Below are 20,247 nucleotides of genomic sequence, written 5' to 3'. Positions count from 1 at the left end.
TTGCTCCCCCTTACGCTTCTTCTTCTTTATAGTCGATTCCTAATTCTTTACTGATTCCAGCGTAACCTTCTGCTTCTAGGCGTTTAGCTAAGTCAGCATTTCCTGTCATGACTACTCGACCTTCCATCATGATGTGAACGACATCAGGTGTGATATAGTTCAATAATCGTTGATAGTGGGTGATGATCAATGCACCGAAATTGTCTCCACGCATTTCATTTACTCCTTTAGCAACGACTTTCAAAGCATCGATATCCAAACCCGAGTCGATTTCGTCTAAAATCGCAAATGTTGGTTCTAACATCAACAATTGTAGGATCTCATTCCGTTTCTTTTCCCCGCCAGAAAAACCTTCGTTCAGATAACGTTCAGCCATTTCTTCTGGCATATTCAGTAAAGCCATTTTTTCATCTAACTTTTTCAAAAATGCCATAACAGAGATCTTGTCGTTTTCATCACGTTTCGCATTGATTGCTGCACGCATGAATTCCGCATTCGTGATACCTGGTATCTCACTTGGATATTGCATAGCTAAAAACAAACCAAGTCGTGCACGTTCGTCTACTTCCAAGTCTAAAACATTTTTCCCGTCAAACAAGATTTCACCTTCTGTTACTTCATAGTTTGGATTGCCCATGATAGCGGCAGATAAGGTTGATTTTCCTGTGCCGTTAGGTCCCATGATGGCGTGAATTTCTCCGGTTTTCATTGTTAGGTTTACGCCTTTAAGGATTTCTTTTTCCTCGATCGACACATGTAGATTTTTTATTTCTAAGACAGACATGCATTATACCCCCAAATTCTCTTTCGTTCTCACTCATTTTAGACTAATTGAGAATGAAGCGCAATGATCTTCCTTACTAAAATCAAATATCTTTTATTGATTATTAAACAATTTTGATTTCTAAATTAGAATAGGTATAAAAAAGATGAGGAATAAGCCGTTACAGACTTATTTCTCATCTTTTTTGTTTCATTCCTTATTTTGCATCAGCCTTTACTGGTTTAACAGAGCCGCCCCATTTGTCTGTGATCCATTCTTGGACTTCTTTACGGTGAAGCACTTCAATCAGTTTTTTGATTTTGTCACTGTCTTCATCACCTTTGCGAGTCGCAATGATATTCACGTAAGGAGAGTTGTCTTTTTCAAGTAATACGGCATCTTCTAATGGATTCAATCCTGCGCCATAAGCGAAGTTTGCATTGATTGCGACTAGGTCACCTTCATCATTTTGGTACGTAGAAGCTAAAAGTGATGGGTCGATCGTATGGTTGAACTTCAAGTTCTTAGGGTTTTCTGCAATATCATCGAATGTGGCTGTTTCCAGATCTACTCCATCTTTGACTTTGACTAGCCCAGCATCTTGTAAAATCGTGATGATGCGTCCCCAGTCTGATTCAGAATTCGAAGTGATGATCGTTGCACCATCTTTTAGTTCAGAAACATCTTTGATTTTTTTAGAGTACAAGCCCATTGGTTCGATGTGGACAGCACCGGCATTGACAAAGTCATACCCTTTTTCTTTGATTTCTTTGTTCAAATAAGGAATATGTTGGAAGTAATTGGCATCGATATCGCCTTCTTCCAAAGATTGGTTCGGTAATACATAGTCATCGAATTTGACGATTTCAAGATCGATTCCTTCATCTTTCAATAATGGTTTCACATGTTCCAAAATCTCTGCGTGCGGTGTCGGTGAAGCGCCGACTTTCAATGTCGTGTCGTCTGCTTTATTTGCTGAATCTTTGCTGTCGCTGTTGTTACCGCATGCTGCTAATCCTACAGTCAGCAAAAGCGCTGCTGCTAATCCAAAAATCTTCTTTTTCATATCCTATATCCCCCTATATCCTATTATCTTTTGTCTGTTTTCTTAGTTAAGAAATCACCGATTCCTTGAACGATAAATACGATTAATAAAATAATTAAAGTCGCAACGAATGTCACTGTCAGATTACCACGTTGGTAGCCTTCCTGCCAAGCAAGACCACCAAGTCCACCTGCGCCGATCGCGCCGGCCATTGCAGTAAATCCGATCATCGAGATCGTTGTAACTGTTAATCCAGAAATCAACGCGGGAATACTTTCAGGTATCAAGACCTTCCAGATGATTTCCCAGTAACTTGCCCCCATTGCATCTGCTGCTTCCAGTACGCCAGGGCTGACTTCACGAAAAGCAATCTCTACTAGACGGGCATAAAATGGTGCCGCGGATAAAACAAGAGCTGGAATGGCTGCTTGCGCACCTAGCATAGTGCCTACGATTGCTTTAGTAAATGGAATGATCAAAACCATCAGGATCATAAATGGTGTTGATCGGAAAATATTACTGATGATCGATACGATCCCGTAAATGATTCGAGCATACGGTTTGTTTTTGCGCCCAATAGAGTAAAGGATTAATCCCAAGACTAATCCGATGATCGTCACTAAGACCATTGAGATCAATGTCATATATAGTGTATCAAGGATAGCCTGATTCATCGTTTCCGGATTGATTTGTTTAAAATCTAGATATGTTTCTGAAAAGCTTTTATCCACGATGGATCACCTCAATTCCTACTCCTTGTTCTTTAATGAACACTTCTGCTTGATCTAATTCTTTGGTTTCACCTGTCATCAAGACAGTCAATGAACCAAAGGAACCTTCTTTTACTTGTTTGATTTTCCCGTATACGACGTTGACATCAATGTTATAGCGTCGAATCGCTTGGGAAATAACTGGTTCGTTGGCATTTCTTTCGCTAAAGGTCAAAGTTGCCAAACGGCCGCTTGGATTTTCTTTGATGAGTTCAGCTAATAGTTCTGTCGAATCAGCTTCTGGTTCGATGTCTTGTTGTACAAAACGTTTGGTTACTTCTTTTTTCGGTTGTCTGAAGACAGTCAACACGTCTCCTTCTTCTACGACTTTCCCCAACTCCATCACAGCGACTTTGTTGCAGATTTTGCGGATCACATTCATTTCATGTGTGATCAAGACGATGGTCAAATTCAATTTCTTATTGATTGCTAACAATAAGTCTAATACTTCTTCTGTTGTTTGCGGGTCCAATGCACTCGTAGCCTCATCACAAAGCAGGATCTCAGGATCATTTGCCAATGCTCGTGCGATACCGACACGTTGTTTCTGTCCGCCGGAAAGTTGTGAAGGATACGCTTGTCCGCGTCCTTCTAACCCGACTAAACGCAACAATTCTTCTGCTCGTTCTTTGCGTTTGCTCTTTGGTACACCAGCTAATTCCAACGGCAGCTGGATATTTTCAAGTACAGTTCTTGACCATAACAGGTTGAAATGCTGGAAGATCATACCGATTTTCTTTCGGAATGTACGTAATTCTTTGTTTTTTAAGTTTGTGATATCTTGATCGTTTACGATCACTTCGCCGCTCGTGGGAAGCTCAAGTCCATTCAGGAGACGGACTAATGTACTTTTTCCTGCCCCAGAATAGCCGACGATTCCATAAATATCCCCTTTTTCAACGTTTAGTGAAACGTCATTGACGGCTTGGATGTTTCCGTTTTTCCCATTGAATGTCTTTTTGACATTCGTTAGTTGGATTAATGACATGCCATTCACATCTTTCTCTTATGATTTTTCAAACAAAAAAGCCTTCGCCCTCTTGCCTTAAGCAAAAGGACGAAAGCTTGAACTTCCGTGTTACCACCTTGATTTACCGTTACTTCGCAATAACAGCCTCTTCCAGTACTTGGACTTAGCTTCTTTCCGTATACTGTCGCGCTGTAACGGGCACTCCCGTAGTAAGTTTGCTTACGCTCGCTTACTCTGCTCTAAGACCATCTTCCATCTCATTTTCGTTACCCATTTTCAGCAAACAGGGCTCTCTTCAAACGTCCGTGACATGTACTCTTCTTTTCAAAGCTTTCTCGTTTCATATAGGATTGCTTATGATTATAGCAACTGGAAGAATCAGTGTCAACTTTTTTCAAGTGATTTTCTGATTTTATAATTCGTCAAATTCTTTTGGATCAACATCTTTGAAACTTAAGATCCACGCATTCATTTCATCTGAATCATTCAAGATATTGATATCTTCACCGATTTTATCATTCACAGAAGAAACTGTACCCGTTAGCGGGCTAGCAAATTCATTGACCGCTTTTTCCGCTTCGACTTCGATCAGAGGTTCATCTTTTTTTAGCGATTGTCCTGCTTTTGGCAAATTGGCAAACGTGATGTCTCCGAGTTCTTCTTGCGCTTCATTTGTCAAACCAACACAGTATTCTTTTCCATTAAATAAGATCCAAAGGTTGTCCTTTTTCTTCAAATGTTTGCCTGCCATTTTATATCAGTTCTCCTTCATAAATTTTTTCATTGAATCCAATTGCAACAAGCTGGTCCTCTTGCACGATCAGCGGCCGCTTGATCAGCATGCCATCTGTCGATAAGACTTGGCTTGCTTTTGAAGCCGTAAACTCGCCTACTTGATCTTTCAGTCCAAGTTCTCGATATTTCATCCCGCTTGTGTTGAACAGGCGACGGATCGGTACTTGACTCGTTTCTAGCCAAGTCTCAATCGTTGAGGCCTTCGGTACTTCTTTGATCATATCAACAGTTTGATAACTAACGCCATGCTGGTCTAACCACGCTTTGGCTTTTTTGCATGTTGAACATTTCGGGTACCAGTAAAAGGTGTACAATTTTCTTACCTCCTTGAAGATCTTGCAGGTGCTTCATTTTGGTATCTCATCGATAATATCAATCCGACACCGATCATGTTCCCTAAAATCGAAGATCCTCCTTGGCTAATGAAAGGCAATGGGATCCCTGTTAAAGGAAGTAATCCGATATTTGCTCCAATGTTCTCAAAGACATGGAACAGCAGCATCATGATCAAACCGCTTGCGATATAGGCGTAAAATTCATTGTTCGTATCGAAACACACCCGAATCATACGATAAATCAAAATAAAATACAAGAAAATGACGAATGCACCACCGATAAAGCCGAAGTTTTCACCGATAACGGTAAAAATCATATCGGACTCACGAACAGGCACATAAATATTGCTTACATTGAATCCTTTACCAAACAAGCCACCGGTGCCGATTGCCAAAAGTCCTTGTGCCGGCTGGTAACTCATCCCAGACGTATCATGGAAAGGATCCAGCCATGAATCAATACGTGCAAATTGATAAGATTTGAAGCCCACTTTATAAAGCAAGTCTCTTCCGCCTTCAGTCGTCACTAAGAAAATCGTTCCTGCACCAACGACTACTGCTAAGATCACTACAGGGGCGATGATGCGCCAAGAGATTCCAGACATCAAGAATATCCCGCCGAAGATCGCAAGGAAAACGAGCATCGTTCCAAAGTCATCTTGAGCCATGATCAATGCTAATACCGGTATCGTCACGATCAAGAGCTTCCCAATCAGCCAAAAGTCCGATTTCATCGTCCGTTCTTTTACTTGCGTATTATGTTTGGTCACGATCAGCGCCATCATCAAGATGTACGCGATCTTCATTAGCTCTGCTGGCTGGAAGGTGAACGCACCGAATCGGAACCAGTTTTTAGAACCTGTAGAATCGGCTAAATTCTTGTCATAGAATTCCAGTAAGAGTCCCATTACTACTAACCCCAAGCCATAAAGGTAAGGAGTCAGTTTCCAGATCCATTTGGAATTCAAATGCATGATGACAACGATTGCTGCCGCCCCAACTAAATACCAGACAACTTGCATCCCTACGCCTTTCAAGACTGCTGGATTGTTCGGATCATGGCTAAGTGCTACATATAATGAGAGCAGACCAATCAAACATAACAGAAAGACTGGTAAAATCACGCCATAATCAATACGATTATCGTTCGAAGCTTTTAATTTTTTTTCCATGTTTCATCCCTTTTCTTAAAAACCATACTGCTGATTATTATAGCGGTCCAGTTAGATAATGGAAAGTCTTTCCACAGACATTTGGGAAAAATTAACTTTCCGTTTGTGCAGCTGCTTGAGCAAACGGAAGGCAAAAGCCTACTGCTTATCTTTAGTGTATCACAGAACTTTTTTTGATACATGCAATTATCTATCAGCTGAGATTCTCCTCGCTGTGAGAAGTTTCTGTGCTTTCATTGTATCGAAGGATCTCTTCAGCAATCTCTAACAGCTGATCAGAAACCAGATTGGTTCGTTGAATGAAATAAAAATACCGATGGAAATTCAACGGAATCATTGGTACGTCTTTTGGCACAGAGCGCTCAGATAAAATCGAGCGTCCGATTCCTTCCTTCAGCAACGCAACGATCACATCATTGCTTTTCACGATCATTTTCTTATCTTGGATGTTCATTTCTTCAAAATAACGTTGTGTGTAATGAAAAACGCCAGAATTTGCTTCTCTTACAAGCCACAATTTACTTTTTGGGTCCCCAGCAATGACTAGCTGGTCTTCCATCAAGGAGTACCTTTGTACGCCGGAAGTCTCTAATGGCTTTTCGATAAAACCAAAATCGGATTCATGTTTCGCTACTTGTTCTAATGATTCATGTGAATTCGCAATCTCGATCTCAAAATGCACTTTAGGAAACCTTTTGATCAGATGTTTCATCAACTGAGGCAAAAGATAAACAGCAAATGTGTGGGAAGCAACGATCCGACATACTTCTTCTTCATTTTGTTCATTGAGCAATTTTTGCTGGGTCTCTTCCCATTCTTCTAATAAAACCAGCGTCCGCTCGTATAATAAATCGGCTTGCTTAGTTGGAAGCATCTCTTTTCTGCCATTACGCTGAAAAAGATCAATATTCAACTCCCGCTCTAATTGTTTGATTTGATTCGAGACGGCTGGCTGAGATAAAAACAGTACTTCTGCTGCTCTAGAAAAATTTCTTGTTTCATATACTGCTCGAAAAGTCGTTAATAACTTAAACATGGCACCACTTCCATAACTTTTTATGATAATTACTATAAAAACTATTTGATTTAAATATACAAAAAACCATCTATAATAGAAATGTACAACAAAACAGTTGCTGATCCAACTAGTAACTCAGACAAGATAATCAGCTGTCTGCTTTGCTCGTAATCATACAGACCTATTCATTTTACAATGTATTCGTTCATCTTGGTACTAAAATCTATTAAATAAAAAGGAGAATATATATGAAGAACTTTTTGAAAATTATTCCGATCCCGATCTGTGGGTTGATTCTTGGGTTAGCTTCCCTTGGAAATCTGTTTAAAGACTATCACCATGTTGCTTTAGGCAATCTAACTGGCGGTATCTCAATGATTCTTATGATATTCATTTTTGTTAAATTGTTTATCTTATTTGAGCATACGAAACAAACGTTGCATGATCCGATCATCGCCTCCGTTTCACCAACTTTTACGATGTCACTCATGGTTATTTGTACTTATTTTGTTTCATATGAAAGTATTGCACCGATTGTCAAATTCATTTGGTTGTGTGCAGTTATTTTCCAAGTGATACTTGTCTTTTATTTCAATTATCACCATGTCATCAAAGCTGATCTTTCTATTGAAGCAATTTATCCAAGCTGGTTTATCATTTATGTTGGGTTTGGGGTCATCACTGTAACTGCTGGGAACTTCTTCCCACTTATTGGAAAAATCTTCTTTTGGATTTCATTGGTCTGCTATGCGTTCTTATTACCAATCATCATCAAACGTGTCTTTTTCGTAAGAAATATGGCTCATCCAACACGTCCGCTGATTACGATCGTTGCAGCACCTGGTTCTCTTTGCCTGACAGGTTACCTGAAAAACTTTGCAGAACCTAACTTTTATCTTGTCGTAGCGTTGTTCGTTTTATCTCAAGTATTGTATTTCGTCGTGCTGTCTATACTGCCACGCTTGTTCAAGCTTCGTTTTTATCCAAGCTACGCAGCCTTTACATTCCCACTTGTTATCTCTGCAACAGCTCTATTTACTACTGTTCATTACTTCAACAGTTTAGGTATTTATAGTAGCGTATTAGATTTCTTAAAAATTGCGGAATGTCTGTTTGCAAGTGTAGTTGTCTTCTACGTGCTTGCTCATTACGTACGTTTCTTAACTAAAGAACATAGCAAACATGGAAAATTTGTTTCTAAAAAAATCGCTTCATAATTGATTCGATTGGTTGTGAAAGAAGTGGTCAGCTTCTAGAAATAAGAAGGAATTTACGAAAATTGCTTCTCAAATTTTTGTGAAATTTCGGCTTATTTCCGAAGAAGCTACTTCTGGAACACCGTTTACCAAGAGGTCGTGAAAAAGCCGCCTAGTTTCGAGTAGTAAGAAAAATTTTGTGAAAATGGCTTTCCACATTTTTGCATAAATTTGGCTTAATACCGAGAAACTGGCTTTGGAACACCGTTTATTCGAAACAAGAGGTTGTGACAAGACTTTTGTCACGACCTCTTATTCTTTTGTCAAAATACTGGTTTAGTGCTACTATGTTCGAGTATGCTTTTAGTATTTATTGACGAAAGGAACCAATCAAATGAAATCATTGTCACATCCAATAAAATCTGTAAAGGATTCAGCGGTCCGCGAGATTTTGCCCGGATTACTGCTTTCTTTTGCCATCGCTGCCGTCAGCCGGCTTCTTGCTATTTATCTGCCACAGTTAGGTGGAGCGACTATTGCTATTTTATTGGGTATTTTATTAGGAAATACTTTTTTTAAACAGCCTGTTCTAGCAATCGGCACAAAATTCGCTGAAAGCAAACTATTGGAATTCTCTGTTTTTTTACTAGGTGCAACTGTCACCGCTCAAACGATTGCTCAAATTGGTGTAAAAGGAATTGTTTTTGTGTTACTACAGATGTCAGTCACTATCATCGGTGCTTACTTGATTGGTAAGAAACTGCAATTCAGCGATACTTCTTCTTTGATGATGGCTGGAGGAAACGCTGTTTGTGGTTCTTCTGCTATTGCTTCGATCGCCCCTTCCATCCATGCAAAAGAGGAAGAAAAAGGACAGATCATCACACTGGTCAATCTACTAGGTACTATGATGATGTTGACCCTCCCTTTTCTTGGATTACAGCTATTCGGAGGAAATCTCATTGAAAAAAGCGCACTTTTAGGTGGCACACTCCAATCTGTGGGTCAAGTAGTCGCTGGTGCAAGTTTGCTTGACAGTTCTGTTGTCGAATTTGCCATGTTGTTTAAGATTCTACGTATCATGATGCTTGTTGTTGTTGTCTATTTGTTTGAAAAATTCATGCACAAGAAACAACCAGCTCTGTTTGAAACACCGACTGATACGCAGAAAAAACGAAAATTACCGCTTCCTTGGTATGTATTAGGGTTTGTGATCTTTTGTTTGGTCAACAGCTTGTTTTCTTTACCTGTAGTTATTGACCAATCGGCACATTTTATCAGTAGCTGGTTTGAGATCACTGCTTTAGCGGCAATTGGGCTGCGTTTAGACTTTGCAAAATTCATGAAAGAAGGTACACGTTTCTTATCTTACGGATTGGCTGTCGGGCTTCTCCAAACAGTAATGGCTTTACTATTTATTTGGCTGATCAAACTTTAGAACAAACACGAAAAAACAGTTGTGATTCTCGCATGGAACAATGTTCGAATCACAACTGTTTTTTAATTTTGCAGATACCCTTCTAATAGCAACAATTGGCGTTTGATTTCGACTCCATCTGTTGCGTTTCCCATATATCCTGTCAGTTTTCCATTTTGCCCGATCACTCGATGACAAGGAATAACGATTGGTAATGGATTGGTTCGATTTGCCTGTCCAATCGCTCGCACAGCTTTCGGACTAGCGACAGCAACGGCTACTTCTTTATATGTTCGGATTTCTCCATAAGGAATGGTCGACAAAGCTTTCCAGACATTTTGCTGAAAAGGCGTACCTCTCTTTATAGATAAAGGAATTTCAAATTCTTTTCTTTTTCCCGTAAAATATTCTTCAAACTGTTCTTGTGTGCGCGTTAAAATTTGCTGATTCGCTGATTTGCTTTCCGAAATTGGCTGAAAAGATACAGCAGTCAACCCGGATTCATCTGCATCTAACCATAAAAAGCCGATAGGTGTATGTATTTTCATTTTGTTTGCTCCTGGTCAACAGACTGGAACTTCCTCCTTTTTCTCTGTCCGAAACTACTTGCCAACTACTAAAAATTGTTCTTAAAAATTTGATAAACCGAGGAAACATGGTAAACTAAATACGGTAGTTTACCAAAAGAATACCTGTTCTTTTACGTAAAATCAAATTTAAAAGGTGTTATTTAAGGTTTATTAAATTTTGAATGTAAACCATATATAAACATACGATTGAAAGGAAAGAAACGATGAAAGTATCAATTGTTGTCCCATGTTTCAATGAAGAAAAAACGGTTCCTCTTTTTTTTGATGAGGTTGAAAAATTCAAAGGTCCCCATGAGTTCGAATATTTATTTATTGACGATGGATCAAAAGACGGTACATTAGCAGCAATCAAGAAGCTAGCTGCAGCTTATCCTTATGTCCGCTTTGTCTCATTTTCCAGAAATTTCGGGAAAGAAGCGGCTCTATACGCTGGATTACAAGCTTCTACAGGAGATTTAGTGACTGTTATGGATGTTGACTTACAAGATCCACCTGAACTGCTTCCTGAGATGATTGAACGAATCACTACTTCTGATATCGATTGTGTCGGCACCCGGCGTTCGACTCGTGAAGGTGAGCCTGCAATCCGCAGCTTCTTCGCGAAAAAATTCTACCAGTTGATTAATAAAATCAGCGATACAGAAATGGTCGATGGCGCTCGTGATTTCCGTTTGATGACCCGACAAATGGTGGATGCTGTCCTAGAACTAACAGAATACAACCGATTTTCAAAAGGTTTATTCAGTTGGGTCGGATTCAAAACAGAATATATTTCTTATGAAAACCGCGAACGTGTAGCTGGTGAAACATCTTGGTCCTTCTGGAAATTGTTCAACTACTCGATTGATGGTATCGTGAACTTCTCCGATGCGCCATTGACAATTGCTTCATTTATCGGCGCTTTGTCTTGTGTCGGTTCTGGTATTGCGATCTTGTTCATTATTTTGCGGGCATTGCTGTTTGGTGATCCTACATCAGGATGGCCTTCCATGGTCTCGATCTTCCTATTCATCGGCGGAATCCAACTGTTATGTCTTGGAATCATCGGGAAATATATCGGAAAAATCTTCTTAGAAACGAAGCAACGTCCTGTTTATATTATTAGAGAAACAGAAAAAGTGAAGCCAAATGAATTGAAGCCTCACCAATAATATACGTCAAATGAAGTAAACATTTTTTTAAATGAAGAGGGACTGTGACAAAAATCTTGTCGCAGTCCCTTTTTCCGAACAAACGGTTTTCAATCAACTAACCTTCGGTATTAGCTCAACAAACGACAAAATATGAGGAGCTATTTTTGTTTGCTGTTCTTATTACTTGATGCAGGATGATGCAGAACAGCTTTTTCACAACCTCTGATATATGGTGTTCCAGAAGTAGCTTCTTCGAAAAATAAGCCGAAATTTCACAAAAATTTGAGAAGCAATTTTCGTAAATTCCTTCTTATTTCTTGAAGCTGACCACTTCTGTCACAACCTCCATCTTCTTACTTCTTCATTGCCGCTTTTAGTGCTGCTGCTAATGGGCTTTCTTCTGGTTCTTCTGCCTGTGCATATTTTTTCAGCAAGCGACGTTCTTCATGTTTGGTCATTTTCTTCTTCTGCTCTTTTTTATCAAGCATTTTTTCTGTCGTTCCGTCGTATTTACAACGGAAATAAGCACCATTTTTGCCTTCGATGATTTCCATTTTCCGGTGGCATTGTGGGCAGCGATGGTTGGAGACTTTTGGATCTTTTCTTCTGCGGTAGTTGCAATCTGAATTGGTGCAGACATAAATTTTGCCGTCTCGCGTGTTTTTCTCACGCAGATTGGCCCCACATTCTGGACATTTCTTTTGGGTAATCGAGAAATCTTGATATTCTTGTTTGCTTGATTTGATTTCATTCACCAAGCGTTTTGTTTCTTTTTCGATTCCATTCAAGAAGGTTCCTGCTTGTTTCTTTCCTTCAGCAATAGCTTCAAGGTCTTTTTCCCAGCTTTCTGTCAGATCCGGTGTCACTAAAGATGGGTTGACTAATACTAATAATTGTTTACCTTTAGGGGATACTTGCAGTCCTTGAGGGGTACGTTCCATCAACTCTGATTTGATCAATTTTTCAATGATCTCTGCACGAGTAGCCGGGGTTCCCAGACTGTATTTTTCCATTTGTCCAAGCAAGCTTGCTTCTGTCAATGGTTTAGGCGGTGCAGATAATTCTTTTTTGATGGTGAAATCAGGATTGATCCGCATTCCTTTTTCCCATTTGACTGTTTCCGTTTCAGATTCAGTTTCGCCTTTCCACCCTGCTTGGATGACACGATTTTGTCGGAAAATGAATTGTTCTTTATCAAATTCAACCGTGACTTTTGTCTGACTGACTTTGTGTGGTTGAGCAAACAAGCCTAAGAAACGAGAGACGATCATTTGATAGATTTTTTGCTCTTCATTACTTAGTTTTTCATAACGTGCTCGGTTTTCAGTTGGCAAAAGCGCATGGTGATCGGTCACTTTATTGTCTTGGAATACTTTTGTCTGTTGGACGATGGCTCCGTTTTTCAAATACTGCTTGACCTCAGGAGCAAAATCGCTGACTGCTTGCAGTCGTTCGTTCATCGTACTTTTCATGTCGTTTGTCAGGTATTTGCTGTCTGTACGCGGATAAGTAACGATTTTATGGGTCTCATATAAACTTTGTACAAGACTTAATGTTTTCTTTGCAGAATAGCCATAGCGTTGATTGGCTTCTCTTTGGATCTCTGTTAAATCATAAGGTAGCGGCGCAGATTCCGTTTTTAATTTTTCTTGGACTTCTGTGACAGTTCCTTTGCTTGTACTGATCAATTGAACAAGTTTTTGTGCTTCTTCTTGTGTTTTTAAAGCAAATTGATTTTTTTGAACCATTTTGGCTTGTTCTTTTCCAGCGTGCAACGTGATCGTGAAATACGTTTGTGGACGGAACTGTTCGATTTTCTTTTCTTGGTCTCTCACTAATGCTAGTGTCGGGGTCTGCACACGGCCCGCTGATAAATTATCCGCGTACTTCACAGTTAAGGCTCTGGTCACATTCAATCCTACCAACCAGTCCGCTTTTGCCCGGGCAAGAGCAGATTCATACAATGCATCATATTCTTTTGCAGGTCTTAGTTGCTTGAATCCTGTTTTGATTGCTTTATCTGTTTGAGAAGAGATCCATAACCGCTTCACTGGTTTATTGAAATGCACATACTCTAAGATCCAGCGAGCAACAAGTTCCCCTTCCCTTCCGGCATCTGTCGCAATGACTGCTTCTGAGACATCTTTTCGTTGAGCCAGCTGCTTGATTGCTTTTAATTGATATCCTGTTTTAGAAAGTGGTTTGATTCCTAGTTTTTTAGGGATCATCGGCAACGTGTCCATTTGCCAGCTCTGCCATTCCTTATTCAGATCTTCCGGCATTTTCAATCCTAATAAATGACCAAGGGCCCAAGTAACGATCACCTTGGGTCCTTCGTAATAATTTTTGTGCTTTTGATTAGCACCAAGCACCTTGCTTAGGTCTTTCGCAACGCTTGGTTTTTCCGCTAGAATTAGTTGTTTCATAAAATTCCTTTCTGCTTTCTACTGTGATGGGCTGATGATTTTTCAACAACGCAAGTCCCTTGTATTGCTGTAAATCATCGTCACACTCTTCACACCAGCGCTCATCTCCGTCATTCCAAAAGGCGCTGAGAAAGTTTCTTTTCGCATTGATATATTCATAATTTTGATGGATCGCGATCCATTGTTTTTCGTACGCTTGTCGTGCTTCTTCAAAAGACTCGAATGTTTCTTCTGCTTCAATATCTTCTTCCCAGTCTTCAAAAAACCACCAAGGCTCATTGTCCCCGAACATGGTAATTACTTGATACATACTCGTGCTCCTTCTTTCAGCTTTTCTAGACTCATCTTAGTCACTTTTCAAGAAAGTTGCAAGAATTTTCTCTTATAAAAGGATCATTTAATGAACATCTTGAAAATGATACCAATGAATCTGATTGTTTAAGGCAAAGTAGCGATAAAGTCATTGATCATCCAAAAATAGCTGTCCTCTGGATCGATTGTCGGTTCTTTTGTAAAGTATCCTAAAAAACGCAAGGAAAGATAGCCGTGGATCATACTACGTAATTCTCTGCTTCGGTGGACTTTTTCTTCTTTCGTTAATTGAAAAGCCTCAAAGATCTGCAAAATGATCTGGTTCGTTTCATGGATTCCCTCTAATAAAACTGCTTCATTGGTGTGGGGCACACTGATCAGCAACTCATACACTGCTTGATTCGAAAAAGCAAAGGATCGATAAGTTTCTGCATAGATCTGCAGTGCTTCCTGACCACTTTTCCCCACAAGAGCCCGACGCAGCTGGTCATTAAGTTCCTGCAGAAGTTTTGCTGTTAACGCTGTTTTGACATCACGAATATTTTTGAAATGGTTATACAGCGAGGGAGCCTTGATATCCAAGCGTTTTGCTAAATGCTGAAAGGTTATTTGCTGAACATCCATCTCTTCTGCTAGTTCTCGAAAGCAGTCGATGATTTTCTCTTGAGACAGATTTCTTTTTTTCATTTCCATGTTTCCTCTCATAAAATAAATCCTTCACTCTTTCAGTTTACCACGAAAAAGAACGAGAAAAAAGAGACTTTCATTGATAAACTACATAATGTAGTTTATAATAAAGAGTTGTAGATGAAAATTTTCAGAAAGAAGGAGTCTAATTGGCTGCAAGAATAAAGGAAAAATTATTTAAGAAAAGAGAAACTTGGGAACAGAACTTGTTTGTCTTATGGTTTGGAACATTTATGGCTGGTATCGGATTTAGTTTAGTCATGCCTTTTATGTCACTTTACATAGATACGTTAGGTAATTATAGTACGGCACAATTGAACTTTTGGAGCGGATTGACTTTTTCATCTACTTTCTTAGTGACTACGCTGATCTCTCCTTGGTGGGGGAAATTAGCCGACCAAAAAGGAAGAAAATTGATGCTGTTGCGTGCTTCATTAGGAATGGCAATCGTCATTTCTTTGATGGGCTGCGTGACTAGTGTGTATCAATTAGTCGCATTGCGTCTGCTTCAAGGGATTTTTTCTGGTTATATCAGTAATGCCACTGCCCTTGTCGCAACTGGGACGCCAAAAGAAAAAAGTGGTCAAGTTCTTGGGACCTTAGCAACTGGTTCTGTTACAGGAACATTACTTGGACCGCTTCTTGGCGGGATCTCTGCTTCAGCGTTTGGCTATCGCCCTACCTTTTTCATTACAGGGATCATCTTATTTTTCGTCTTCTTGTTGAGTCTGTTTTTCGTCCATGAAAAATTTGTCCCAGTGAAAAAAGAAAACATGGTTTCTGCCAAACAGATTTTCAAAGACTTGAAATATCCACACGTCGTCATCGGTATGTTCGTCACAACGATGATCATCCAAGCATCCAACAATTCCATCAGTCCAATCATCAGTCTGTACATTCGTCAATTGCTGCATGGACATGGGAATGTTACATTGATCAGCGGAATCATCGCTTCGATACCTGGAATTGCTACTTTGATAGCCGCTCCAAGATTTGGTCGCTTAGGTGACAAGATTGGGAGTGAAAGAATACTTGCGATTGGTTTGGGTTTTGCGATTTTGGTTTATATCCCAATGGCATTCGTCACGAATGTTTGGCAATTAGCTGCCTTACGTTTTTTGATTGGTATCTCTGATGCTTGTCTGCTCCCTGCTGTCCAAGCATTGATCACAAAATATTCGCCTCATCAAGCTGCTGGACGGATCTTCAGTTATAACCAATCTTTCCAAGCAACTGGTAACGTAGTAGGACCTATGATTGGCTCCAGTGTTTCCAGTGCATTTGGTTATCGTGGCGTCTTTCTTTCGACTTCTCTTCTTGTTTTAGTCAACTTCTTGCTTGTACGACACAATACACAAGAGATCCATCAGCAAGAAACTGCAGAAGAAAAAGCTTCAGGAGTCTCCATATCTTCAGGGCACTCTCCTTCTCATAGACAATAAGCGTAAATGAAAAACACTGCTTGAACAGTTGTCACAGACTGTCCTTGCAGTGTTTTTGTTTAGGCCTGTTTTTTCAAGAATTCAGATAAAAGGGATAATCCCTTTTCCAAGGTTTCTTTTTTACAACAGTAACCTAGTCGGGCATGCTTCGGTAAATCAAAGGCACTTCCTGGTACTAATAGTACTCCTGTTTCTTCTAATAAATTGATACAAAATGTCTGATCATCTTCTTCGATGGTTAATTTGATGAAAGAAGTAGAGACGTAATTGGGAGCGACGAGTTCAACTTTCGGTTCATTTGCTACCCACTGTTTTAAAATCGCAAGGTTCTCAGTAATGATCTTTTGGTTTCGCTCCAAGATTTTTTCTTTGTTCTTCAATGCATGTACAGCAAGATCATCTGACAGGACTCCGCCGCAAATCATCGTGTAGTCTCGATATTTTCGAAAAACCTCTGCCAACTCAGGTCCAGTAGCTGTCCAGCCAATACGGATACCTGGAATGGAGTAGGTTTTGGATAGGGAATTGGTTGCTATACCTTTCTCATAGACATCTACGATCGACAAGAATTCACCTTTATCCGTTAAAGGCGCATATACTTCATCTATCAATACATATGCATCTACTGTACGAGCAATTTCTGCGATTTTTTCTAAAGTTTTCCGATCTAGCAATGTGCCTGTAGGATTGTTTGCACTATTCAAACAGATGATTTTTGTTTCAGGTTTGACTAAGGCTTCTAGCTGTTCTAAATCAAACTGCCAATCTTCTTCCTTCAAATGAACAAAGTCAACAGTGGCACCTAAAGATTTAGGGATGTCATATAGTTGCTGATAAGTGGGAAGCATCGAAACAACATGGTCTCCTGCTTCCACTAACGCGTATAGAGCTAAAAGATTAGCACCAGTCGCTCCGTTCGTTTGTAAGATGTTTTCTGGATCGACGGTTTGATAAAGCGAAGCGACTTCTTGTTTGAACGCATCTGATCCTTCGATCCAGCCATAGTCCAATGGTTCATTTTTGCGTTTTTCGAAAAATTCACTTACGTTGGTCCCGTCTAAGCCAACGAGTTCGTCTAATGTCAATGCTTCGATCGAACTTTGTGCAATATCATATACCGCTTTCTTCTCCCATTTATTTAGCCATTCTTCCACACCGAAATTTGCGATTTCCATGTTTCTTTCCCCCTTATATCTTGATCCAGCCTACAGTAAGCAACCCGATTGAAAGCAGTGCGGCCACACAAATCAGCCCAATCATTACTTTTTCTTTTCCCGTGATTTGATGGTTGGTTTCCCGACAAGCGATCCAGTAGAAGCAAAAACCAGGAAGATAGGCAATACTACATAAAAGGACATAAGAAAATCCTGCTAAAGTGATTCCCATCAATTCAAAAACTACAGCAATCCCACCGATCACTACTTGTTTTTTGATTCCTTCTTTTAAAGAAAACTGGACTTGATAGATTCCGACAAGCAGATAACAAATCAAGATTGCCGCTGTACATAAAGAATAGGCAAATTGATAGGCATAATCAGTAACTAAGAAAGTCAATAAGAATAGATTAGTCAAGATGGCAGTAACAACTAACGAATAAGTTGGGGCATTTTTTTTATTCGTTTTTCCCCAAGCTTTCGGCAACAGACCGTCTCGAGCCATCAACATCGTTGTTTCTGCTGGGAGCATCGTCCAAGACAACCAAGAACCGATGATCGAAATGATCAAGCCGATATTGATCAGTGCCGCTCCCCAATTTCCCACGATTCCTTTTAAAATATTTGCCATAGCAGGTTGTGAAATAGTTGCTAACTCTTCTTGAGATAAGACACCGTATGGCAAGATCGAAGCAAGGATATAGATAAATAATAAACAAAGCAGCCCCATGATGGATGCTTGCTGGGCTTCTGAACGTTTCTTCGCGCGGTTAGCTAAAACACTTGCACCTTCGATCCCTACAAAGACCCACATCATGACCATCAAACAACCTTTGATCTGCAACCAGATCGTTCCTTGCTGTCCTAATCCGTTCACTAGATTATCAGATACGTTGCCCCAAAAATTAGTAGTGAATATATTCACTTTAAATGCGATAAATACAAATATTAAAAATAGGAATAATGGCACTAATTTACAAATCGTCACGATCGTATTGATTACGCTCGCTCCTTCGATCCCATTGTTTACTAATAAAGTCAGACCCCAAATAAAAAGACTTGCGAATAAAATAGAAGGAACATTTTGTCCCCCTTTGAATATCGGAAAAAATTCTCCCATGGCACTCATTAGCATCGTCGCAAAAGCAACATTTCCTAGCCACGCAGACAACCAATAGCCCCAGCCACTAATGAAGCCACCTAACTTACCAAATGAAGCTTCTGCATACCCAAAAATCCCGCCATCCAGATCTGGACGTTTTTCTCCTAAATGGTTCAGCGATAATACCAAAGCTAAAATACCAATCCCGACGATTATCCATGAAAGGATTGCTGGTCCAGGGGCGGCAGAACTAGCCAGATCACTCGTGATTCCAAACACACCGCTTCCGATTGACGAACTGACAACGAGAGCAACCAGACCCCACTTACTAATACCTGTCGATTTCTTTTCCATTTCCATCACCTTCACTTATAAAATTGAACAAACCACCTGCAAAATATTTCCTTTATTTTGCATCTGCTCTTGCTTACCAAAAGCAACTTTATTCATATTATTGGATATTATGGACTGTTTCCACTAAAATTACAAGCGTAAAATGAATAAAAATTAATTTTATTGCAAAAAAACAGCTATGCTGTCCAAAAGAAAAGGTGTTTCTTTTGTTAGCCATAGCTGTTTTGATTCATTTCATATCGCTTAAACGTATTGTAAAACTTTTGTTTCTTGGTATGCGTGGTCGATCAAACCGCCACCTAGACATTCCATTCCGTCATAAAATACAACTGCTTGTCCAGGAGTGATGGCACGTACAGGTTCGTCGAATACGACTTCTGCACGGTTATCATCCAATAAGCGAACTGTCACAGGAACATCTTGTTGACGGTAACGGAATTTCGCTGTGCACTTGAATTCTTTTGGCATTGGTTCATTCGTCGTAAAGTGGATTTCACTTGCATCCAAGCTTGTGGCGTACAGTGCAGGATGGTGGAACCCTTGACCCACGTATAATGTGTTCGTCGCTAAATCTTTCCCTACGACAAACCAAGGTTCTTGCGAATCTCCTCCGCCACCGATTCCTAGGCCTTGACGTTGACCGATCGTATAGTACATCAAACCAGCATGTTGCCCTTTGACTTCACCGTCAAGAGTGACCATATTGCCTTTTTTCGCTGGTAGATAGTTGCTCAAAAATTGTTTGAAGTTCTTTTCACCAATAAAGCAGATTCCTGTTGAATCTTTTTTCTTAGCAGTCGCAAGGCCTGCGCGTTCAGCAATTGCCCGCACTTCTGATTTTTCCATACCGCCTAGAGGGAACATCGTTTTTGAAAGCTGTTCTTGTGATAATTGACTAAGGAAGTAAGTTTGATCTTTATTGTTGTCTACTCCGCGAAGCATATGGACCACACCGTTTTCATCGCGAGTGACTTGCGCATAATGTCCAGTAGCTACATAATCAGCACCAAGATCCATTGCATAGTCCAAGAATGCTTTGAATTTGATTTCTTTGTTACACATCACGTCTGGGTTAGGTGTACGTCCTGCGCGGTATTCGGCTAGGAAATATTCAAATACACGGTCCCAATATTCTTTTTCGAAATTCACAGAATAATAAGGAATCCCGATTTGAGCAGCTACTTTCGCTACATCCTTATAATCTTCCGTGGCCGTACATACGCCGTTTCCGTCCGTATCATCCCAATTTTTCATGAAGATCCCGATCACGTCGTATCCTTGTTCCTTTAATAAAAGTGCTGTTACAGATGAGTCGACACCGCCGCTCATCCCTACGACAACGCGTGTTTGGCTGTTGTCTGTCATGATATCACCATCATTTCAATTAGATTCTGAAACATCTACGAGTTGAAGGTCGCAACTTTTCAGTATTTTACATTATACGTCATATTTCTGAAAATTTCATCCCTTAATTATCAGCGTTCGAATACATAACCTATCATAGGGAAAAAACAGCGCTATCTTCATACTCCAGTGATTCTCATGATCAAAAGAGGAACGGCAGTT

The 20,247-nt window shown here is 39.9% G+C and carries 19 protein-coding genes and 1 other annotated feature; of the genes, 4 read left to right on the top strand and 15 right to left on the bottom strand.

Features of this window, described 5'->3' with window-relative positions; translation table 11 throughout:
• Positions 1-10: 10 nt before the first annotated feature.
• The 8 genes from sufC to HMPREF2731_RS03685 all read right to left on the bottom strand — a co-directional run bounded on the left by sufC (position 11) and on the right by HMPREF2731_RS03685 (position 6,886).
• Positions 11-784, bottom strand: a complete 774-nt coding sequence (sufC, locus tag HMPREF2731_RS03725) for a Fe-S cluster assembly ATPase SufC (RefSeq protein ID WP_002287679.1) — start codon at positions 782-784, stop codon at positions 11-13.
• 196 nt (positions 785-980) lie between these two features.
• Positions 981-1,829, bottom strand: a complete 849-nt coding sequence (locus tag HMPREF2731_RS03720; RefSeq protein WP_002312072.1) for a MetQ/NlpA family ABC transporter substrate-binding protein — start codon at positions 1,827-1,829, stop codon at positions 981-983.
• Between the two features lie 23 nt (positions 1,830-1,852).
• Positions 1,853-2,539, bottom strand: a complete 687-nt coding sequence (locus tag HMPREF2731_RS03715) for a methionine ABC transporter permease (RefSeq protein ID WP_002287674.1) — start codon at positions 2,537-2,539, stop codon at positions 1,853-1,855.
• Complete coding sequence (locus tag HMPREF2731_RS03710) at positions 2,532-3,566, bottom strand: methionine ABC transporter ATP-binding protein (RefSeq protein ID WP_002313370.1); 1,035 nt, start codon at positions 3,564-3,566, stop codon at positions 2,532-2,534. Before HMPREF2731_RS03710 ends, HMPREF2731_RS03715 begins: the two co-directional genes overlap by 8 nt.
• Positions 3,567-3,628: 62 nt before the next feature.
• Positions 3,629-3,885 (bottom strand) — a binding site (T-box leader).
• A 75-nt stretch (positions 3,886-3,960) separates the two neighbouring features.
• Positions 3,961-4,299: a glycine cleavage system H family protein gene (locus HMPREF2731_RS03705; protein ID WP_002291179.1), complete on the bottom strand. Its 339-nt coding sequence runs from the start codon at positions 4,297-4,299 to the stop codon at positions 3,961-3,963.
• Position 4,300: 1 nt separating this feature from the next.
• Complete coding sequence (locus HMPREF2731_RS03700; RefSeq protein WP_002308244.1) at positions 4,301-4,657, bottom strand: arsenate reductase family protein; 357 nt, start codon at positions 4,655-4,657, stop codon at positions 4,301-4,303.
• Positions 4,658-4,662: 5 nt separating this feature from the next.
• Positions 4,663-5,850 (bottom strand): FtsW/RodA/SpoVE family cell cycle protein, encoded by a 1,188-nt coding sequence (locus HMPREF2731_RS03695; protein WP_002308242.1) that lies wholly within the window; start codon positions 5,848-5,850, stop codon positions 4,663-4,665.
• Between the two features lie 193 nt (positions 5,851-6,043).
• On the bottom strand, positions 6,044-6,886 hold the full coding sequence (locus HMPREF2731_RS03685; RefSeq protein ID WP_002308240.1) for a LysR family transcriptional regulator: 843 nt from the start codon (positions 6,884-6,886) through the stop codon (positions 6,044-6,046).
• A 230-nt stretch (positions 6,887-7,116) separates the two neighbouring features.
• On the opposite strand from HMPREF2731_RS03685, the gene HMPREF2731_RS03680 reads away from it, so the two are divergent.
• Together HMPREF2731_RS03680 and HMPREF2731_RS03675 are read left to right on the top strand one after the other, a co-directional pair.
• Positions 7,117-8,085: a TDT family transporter gene (locus HMPREF2731_RS03680; protein WP_002312068.1), complete on the top strand. Its 969-nt coding sequence runs from the start codon at positions 7,117-7,119 to the stop codon at positions 8,083-8,085.
• Between the two features lie 373 nt (positions 8,086-8,458).
• The gene (locus HMPREF2731_RS03675) at positions 8,459-9,502 is read left to right on the top strand and encodes a YeiH family protein (RefSeq protein ID WP_002316496.1); all 1,044 of its coding nucleotides are present in this window, start codon (positions 8,459-8,461) and stop codon (positions 9,500-9,502) included.
• Positions 9,503-9,564: 62 nt separating this feature from the next.
• On the opposite strand, the gene HMPREF2731_RS03670 is transcribed toward HMPREF2731_RS03675, so the two are convergent.
• Positions 9,565-10,029 carry a methylated-DNA--[protein]-cysteine S-methyltransferase gene (locus HMPREF2731_RS03670; protein WP_002308236.1) on the bottom strand — a complete coding sequence of 155 codons (465 nt, stop codon included), beginning with the start codon at positions 10,027-10,029 and terminating at the stop codon, positions 9,565-9,567.
• A gap of 245 nt (positions 10,030-10,274) precedes the next feature.
• Between HMPREF2731_RS03670 and HMPREF2731_RS03665 the strand changes: the two genes are divergently transcribed.
• Positions 10,275-11,222 carry a glycosyltransferase family 2 protein gene (locus tag HMPREF2731_RS03665; RefSeq protein WP_002308234.1) on the top strand — a complete coding sequence of 316 codons (948 nt, stop codon included), beginning with the start codon at positions 10,275-10,277 and terminating at the stop codon, positions 11,220-11,222.
• Between the two features lie 335 nt (positions 11,223-11,557).
• Here HMPREF2731_RS03665 and HMPREF2731_RS03660 read toward each other — a convergent pair whose 3' ends face one another.
• The 3 genes from HMPREF2731_RS03660 to HMPREF2731_RS03650 all read right to left on the bottom strand — a co-directional run bounded on the left by HMPREF2731_RS03660 (position 11,558) and on the right by HMPREF2731_RS03650 (position 14,629).
• Positions 11,558-13,630: a DNA topoisomerase III gene (locus tag HMPREF2731_RS03660; RefSeq protein ID WP_070872342.1), complete on the bottom strand. Its 2,073-nt coding sequence runs from the start codon at positions 13,628-13,630 to the stop codon at positions 11,558-11,560.
• On the bottom strand, positions 13,563-13,940 hold the full coding sequence (locus tag HMPREF2731_RS03655) for a DUF1033 family protein (protein WP_002308231.1): 378 nt from the start codon (positions 13,938-13,940) through the stop codon (positions 13,563-13,565). Before HMPREF2731_RS03655 ends, HMPREF2731_RS03660 begins: the two co-directional genes overlap by 68 nt.
• Positions 13,941-14,068: 128 nt before the next feature.
• The gene (locus HMPREF2731_RS03650; RefSeq protein ID WP_002325115.1) at positions 14,069-14,629 is read right to left on the bottom strand and encodes a TetR/AcrR family transcriptional regulator; all 561 of its coding nucleotides are present in this window, start codon (positions 14,627-14,629) and stop codon (positions 14,069-14,071) included.
• Between the two features lie 149 nt (positions 14,630-14,778).
• Here HMPREF2731_RS03650 and HMPREF2731_RS03645 point away from each other — a divergent pair, with 149 nt between their 5' ends.
• Positions 14,779-16,071: a multidrug efflux MFS transporter gene (locus HMPREF2731_RS03645; RefSeq protein ID WP_002313367.1), complete on the top strand. Its 1,293-nt coding sequence runs from the start codon at positions 14,779-14,781 to the stop codon at positions 16,069-16,071.
• A gap of 59 nt (positions 16,072-16,130) precedes the next feature.
• On the opposite strand, the gene HMPREF2731_RS03640 is transcribed toward HMPREF2731_RS03645, so the two are convergent.
• The 3 genes from HMPREF2731_RS03640 to mnmA form a co-directional block, all read right to left on the bottom strand.
• A complete protein-coding gene (locus HMPREF2731_RS03640) occupies positions 16,131-17,246 on the bottom strand; it encodes an aminotransferase (protein ID WP_002313366.1) in 1,116 nt (371 codons plus the stop codon).
• 13 nt (positions 17,247-17,259) lie between these two features.
• On the bottom strand, positions 17,260-18,681 hold the full coding sequence (gene arcD / locus HMPREF2731_RS03635) for an arginine-ornithine antiporter (RefSeq protein ID WP_070872341.1): 1,422 nt from the start codon (positions 18,679-18,681) through the stop codon (positions 17,260-17,262).
• Positions 18,682-18,924: 243 nt separating this feature from the next.
• Positions 18,925-20,046 carry a tRNA 2-thiouridine(34) synthase MnmA gene (mnmA, locus tag HMPREF2731_RS03630; RefSeq protein ID WP_070872339.1) on the bottom strand — a complete coding sequence of 374 codons (1,122 nt, stop codon included), beginning with the start codon at positions 20,044-20,046 and terminating at the stop codon, positions 18,925-18,927.
• Positions 20,047-20,247 lie beyond the last annotated feature (201 nt).

It is taken from the genome of Enterococcus sp. HMSC072F02 (assembly GCF_001837725.1).
Classification (GTDB): Bacteria; Bacillota; Bacilli; order Lactobacillales; family Enterococcaceae; genus Enterococcus_B; species Enterococcus_B lactis.
This window is presented reverse-complemented; position numbering and strand designations above follow the sequence as displayed.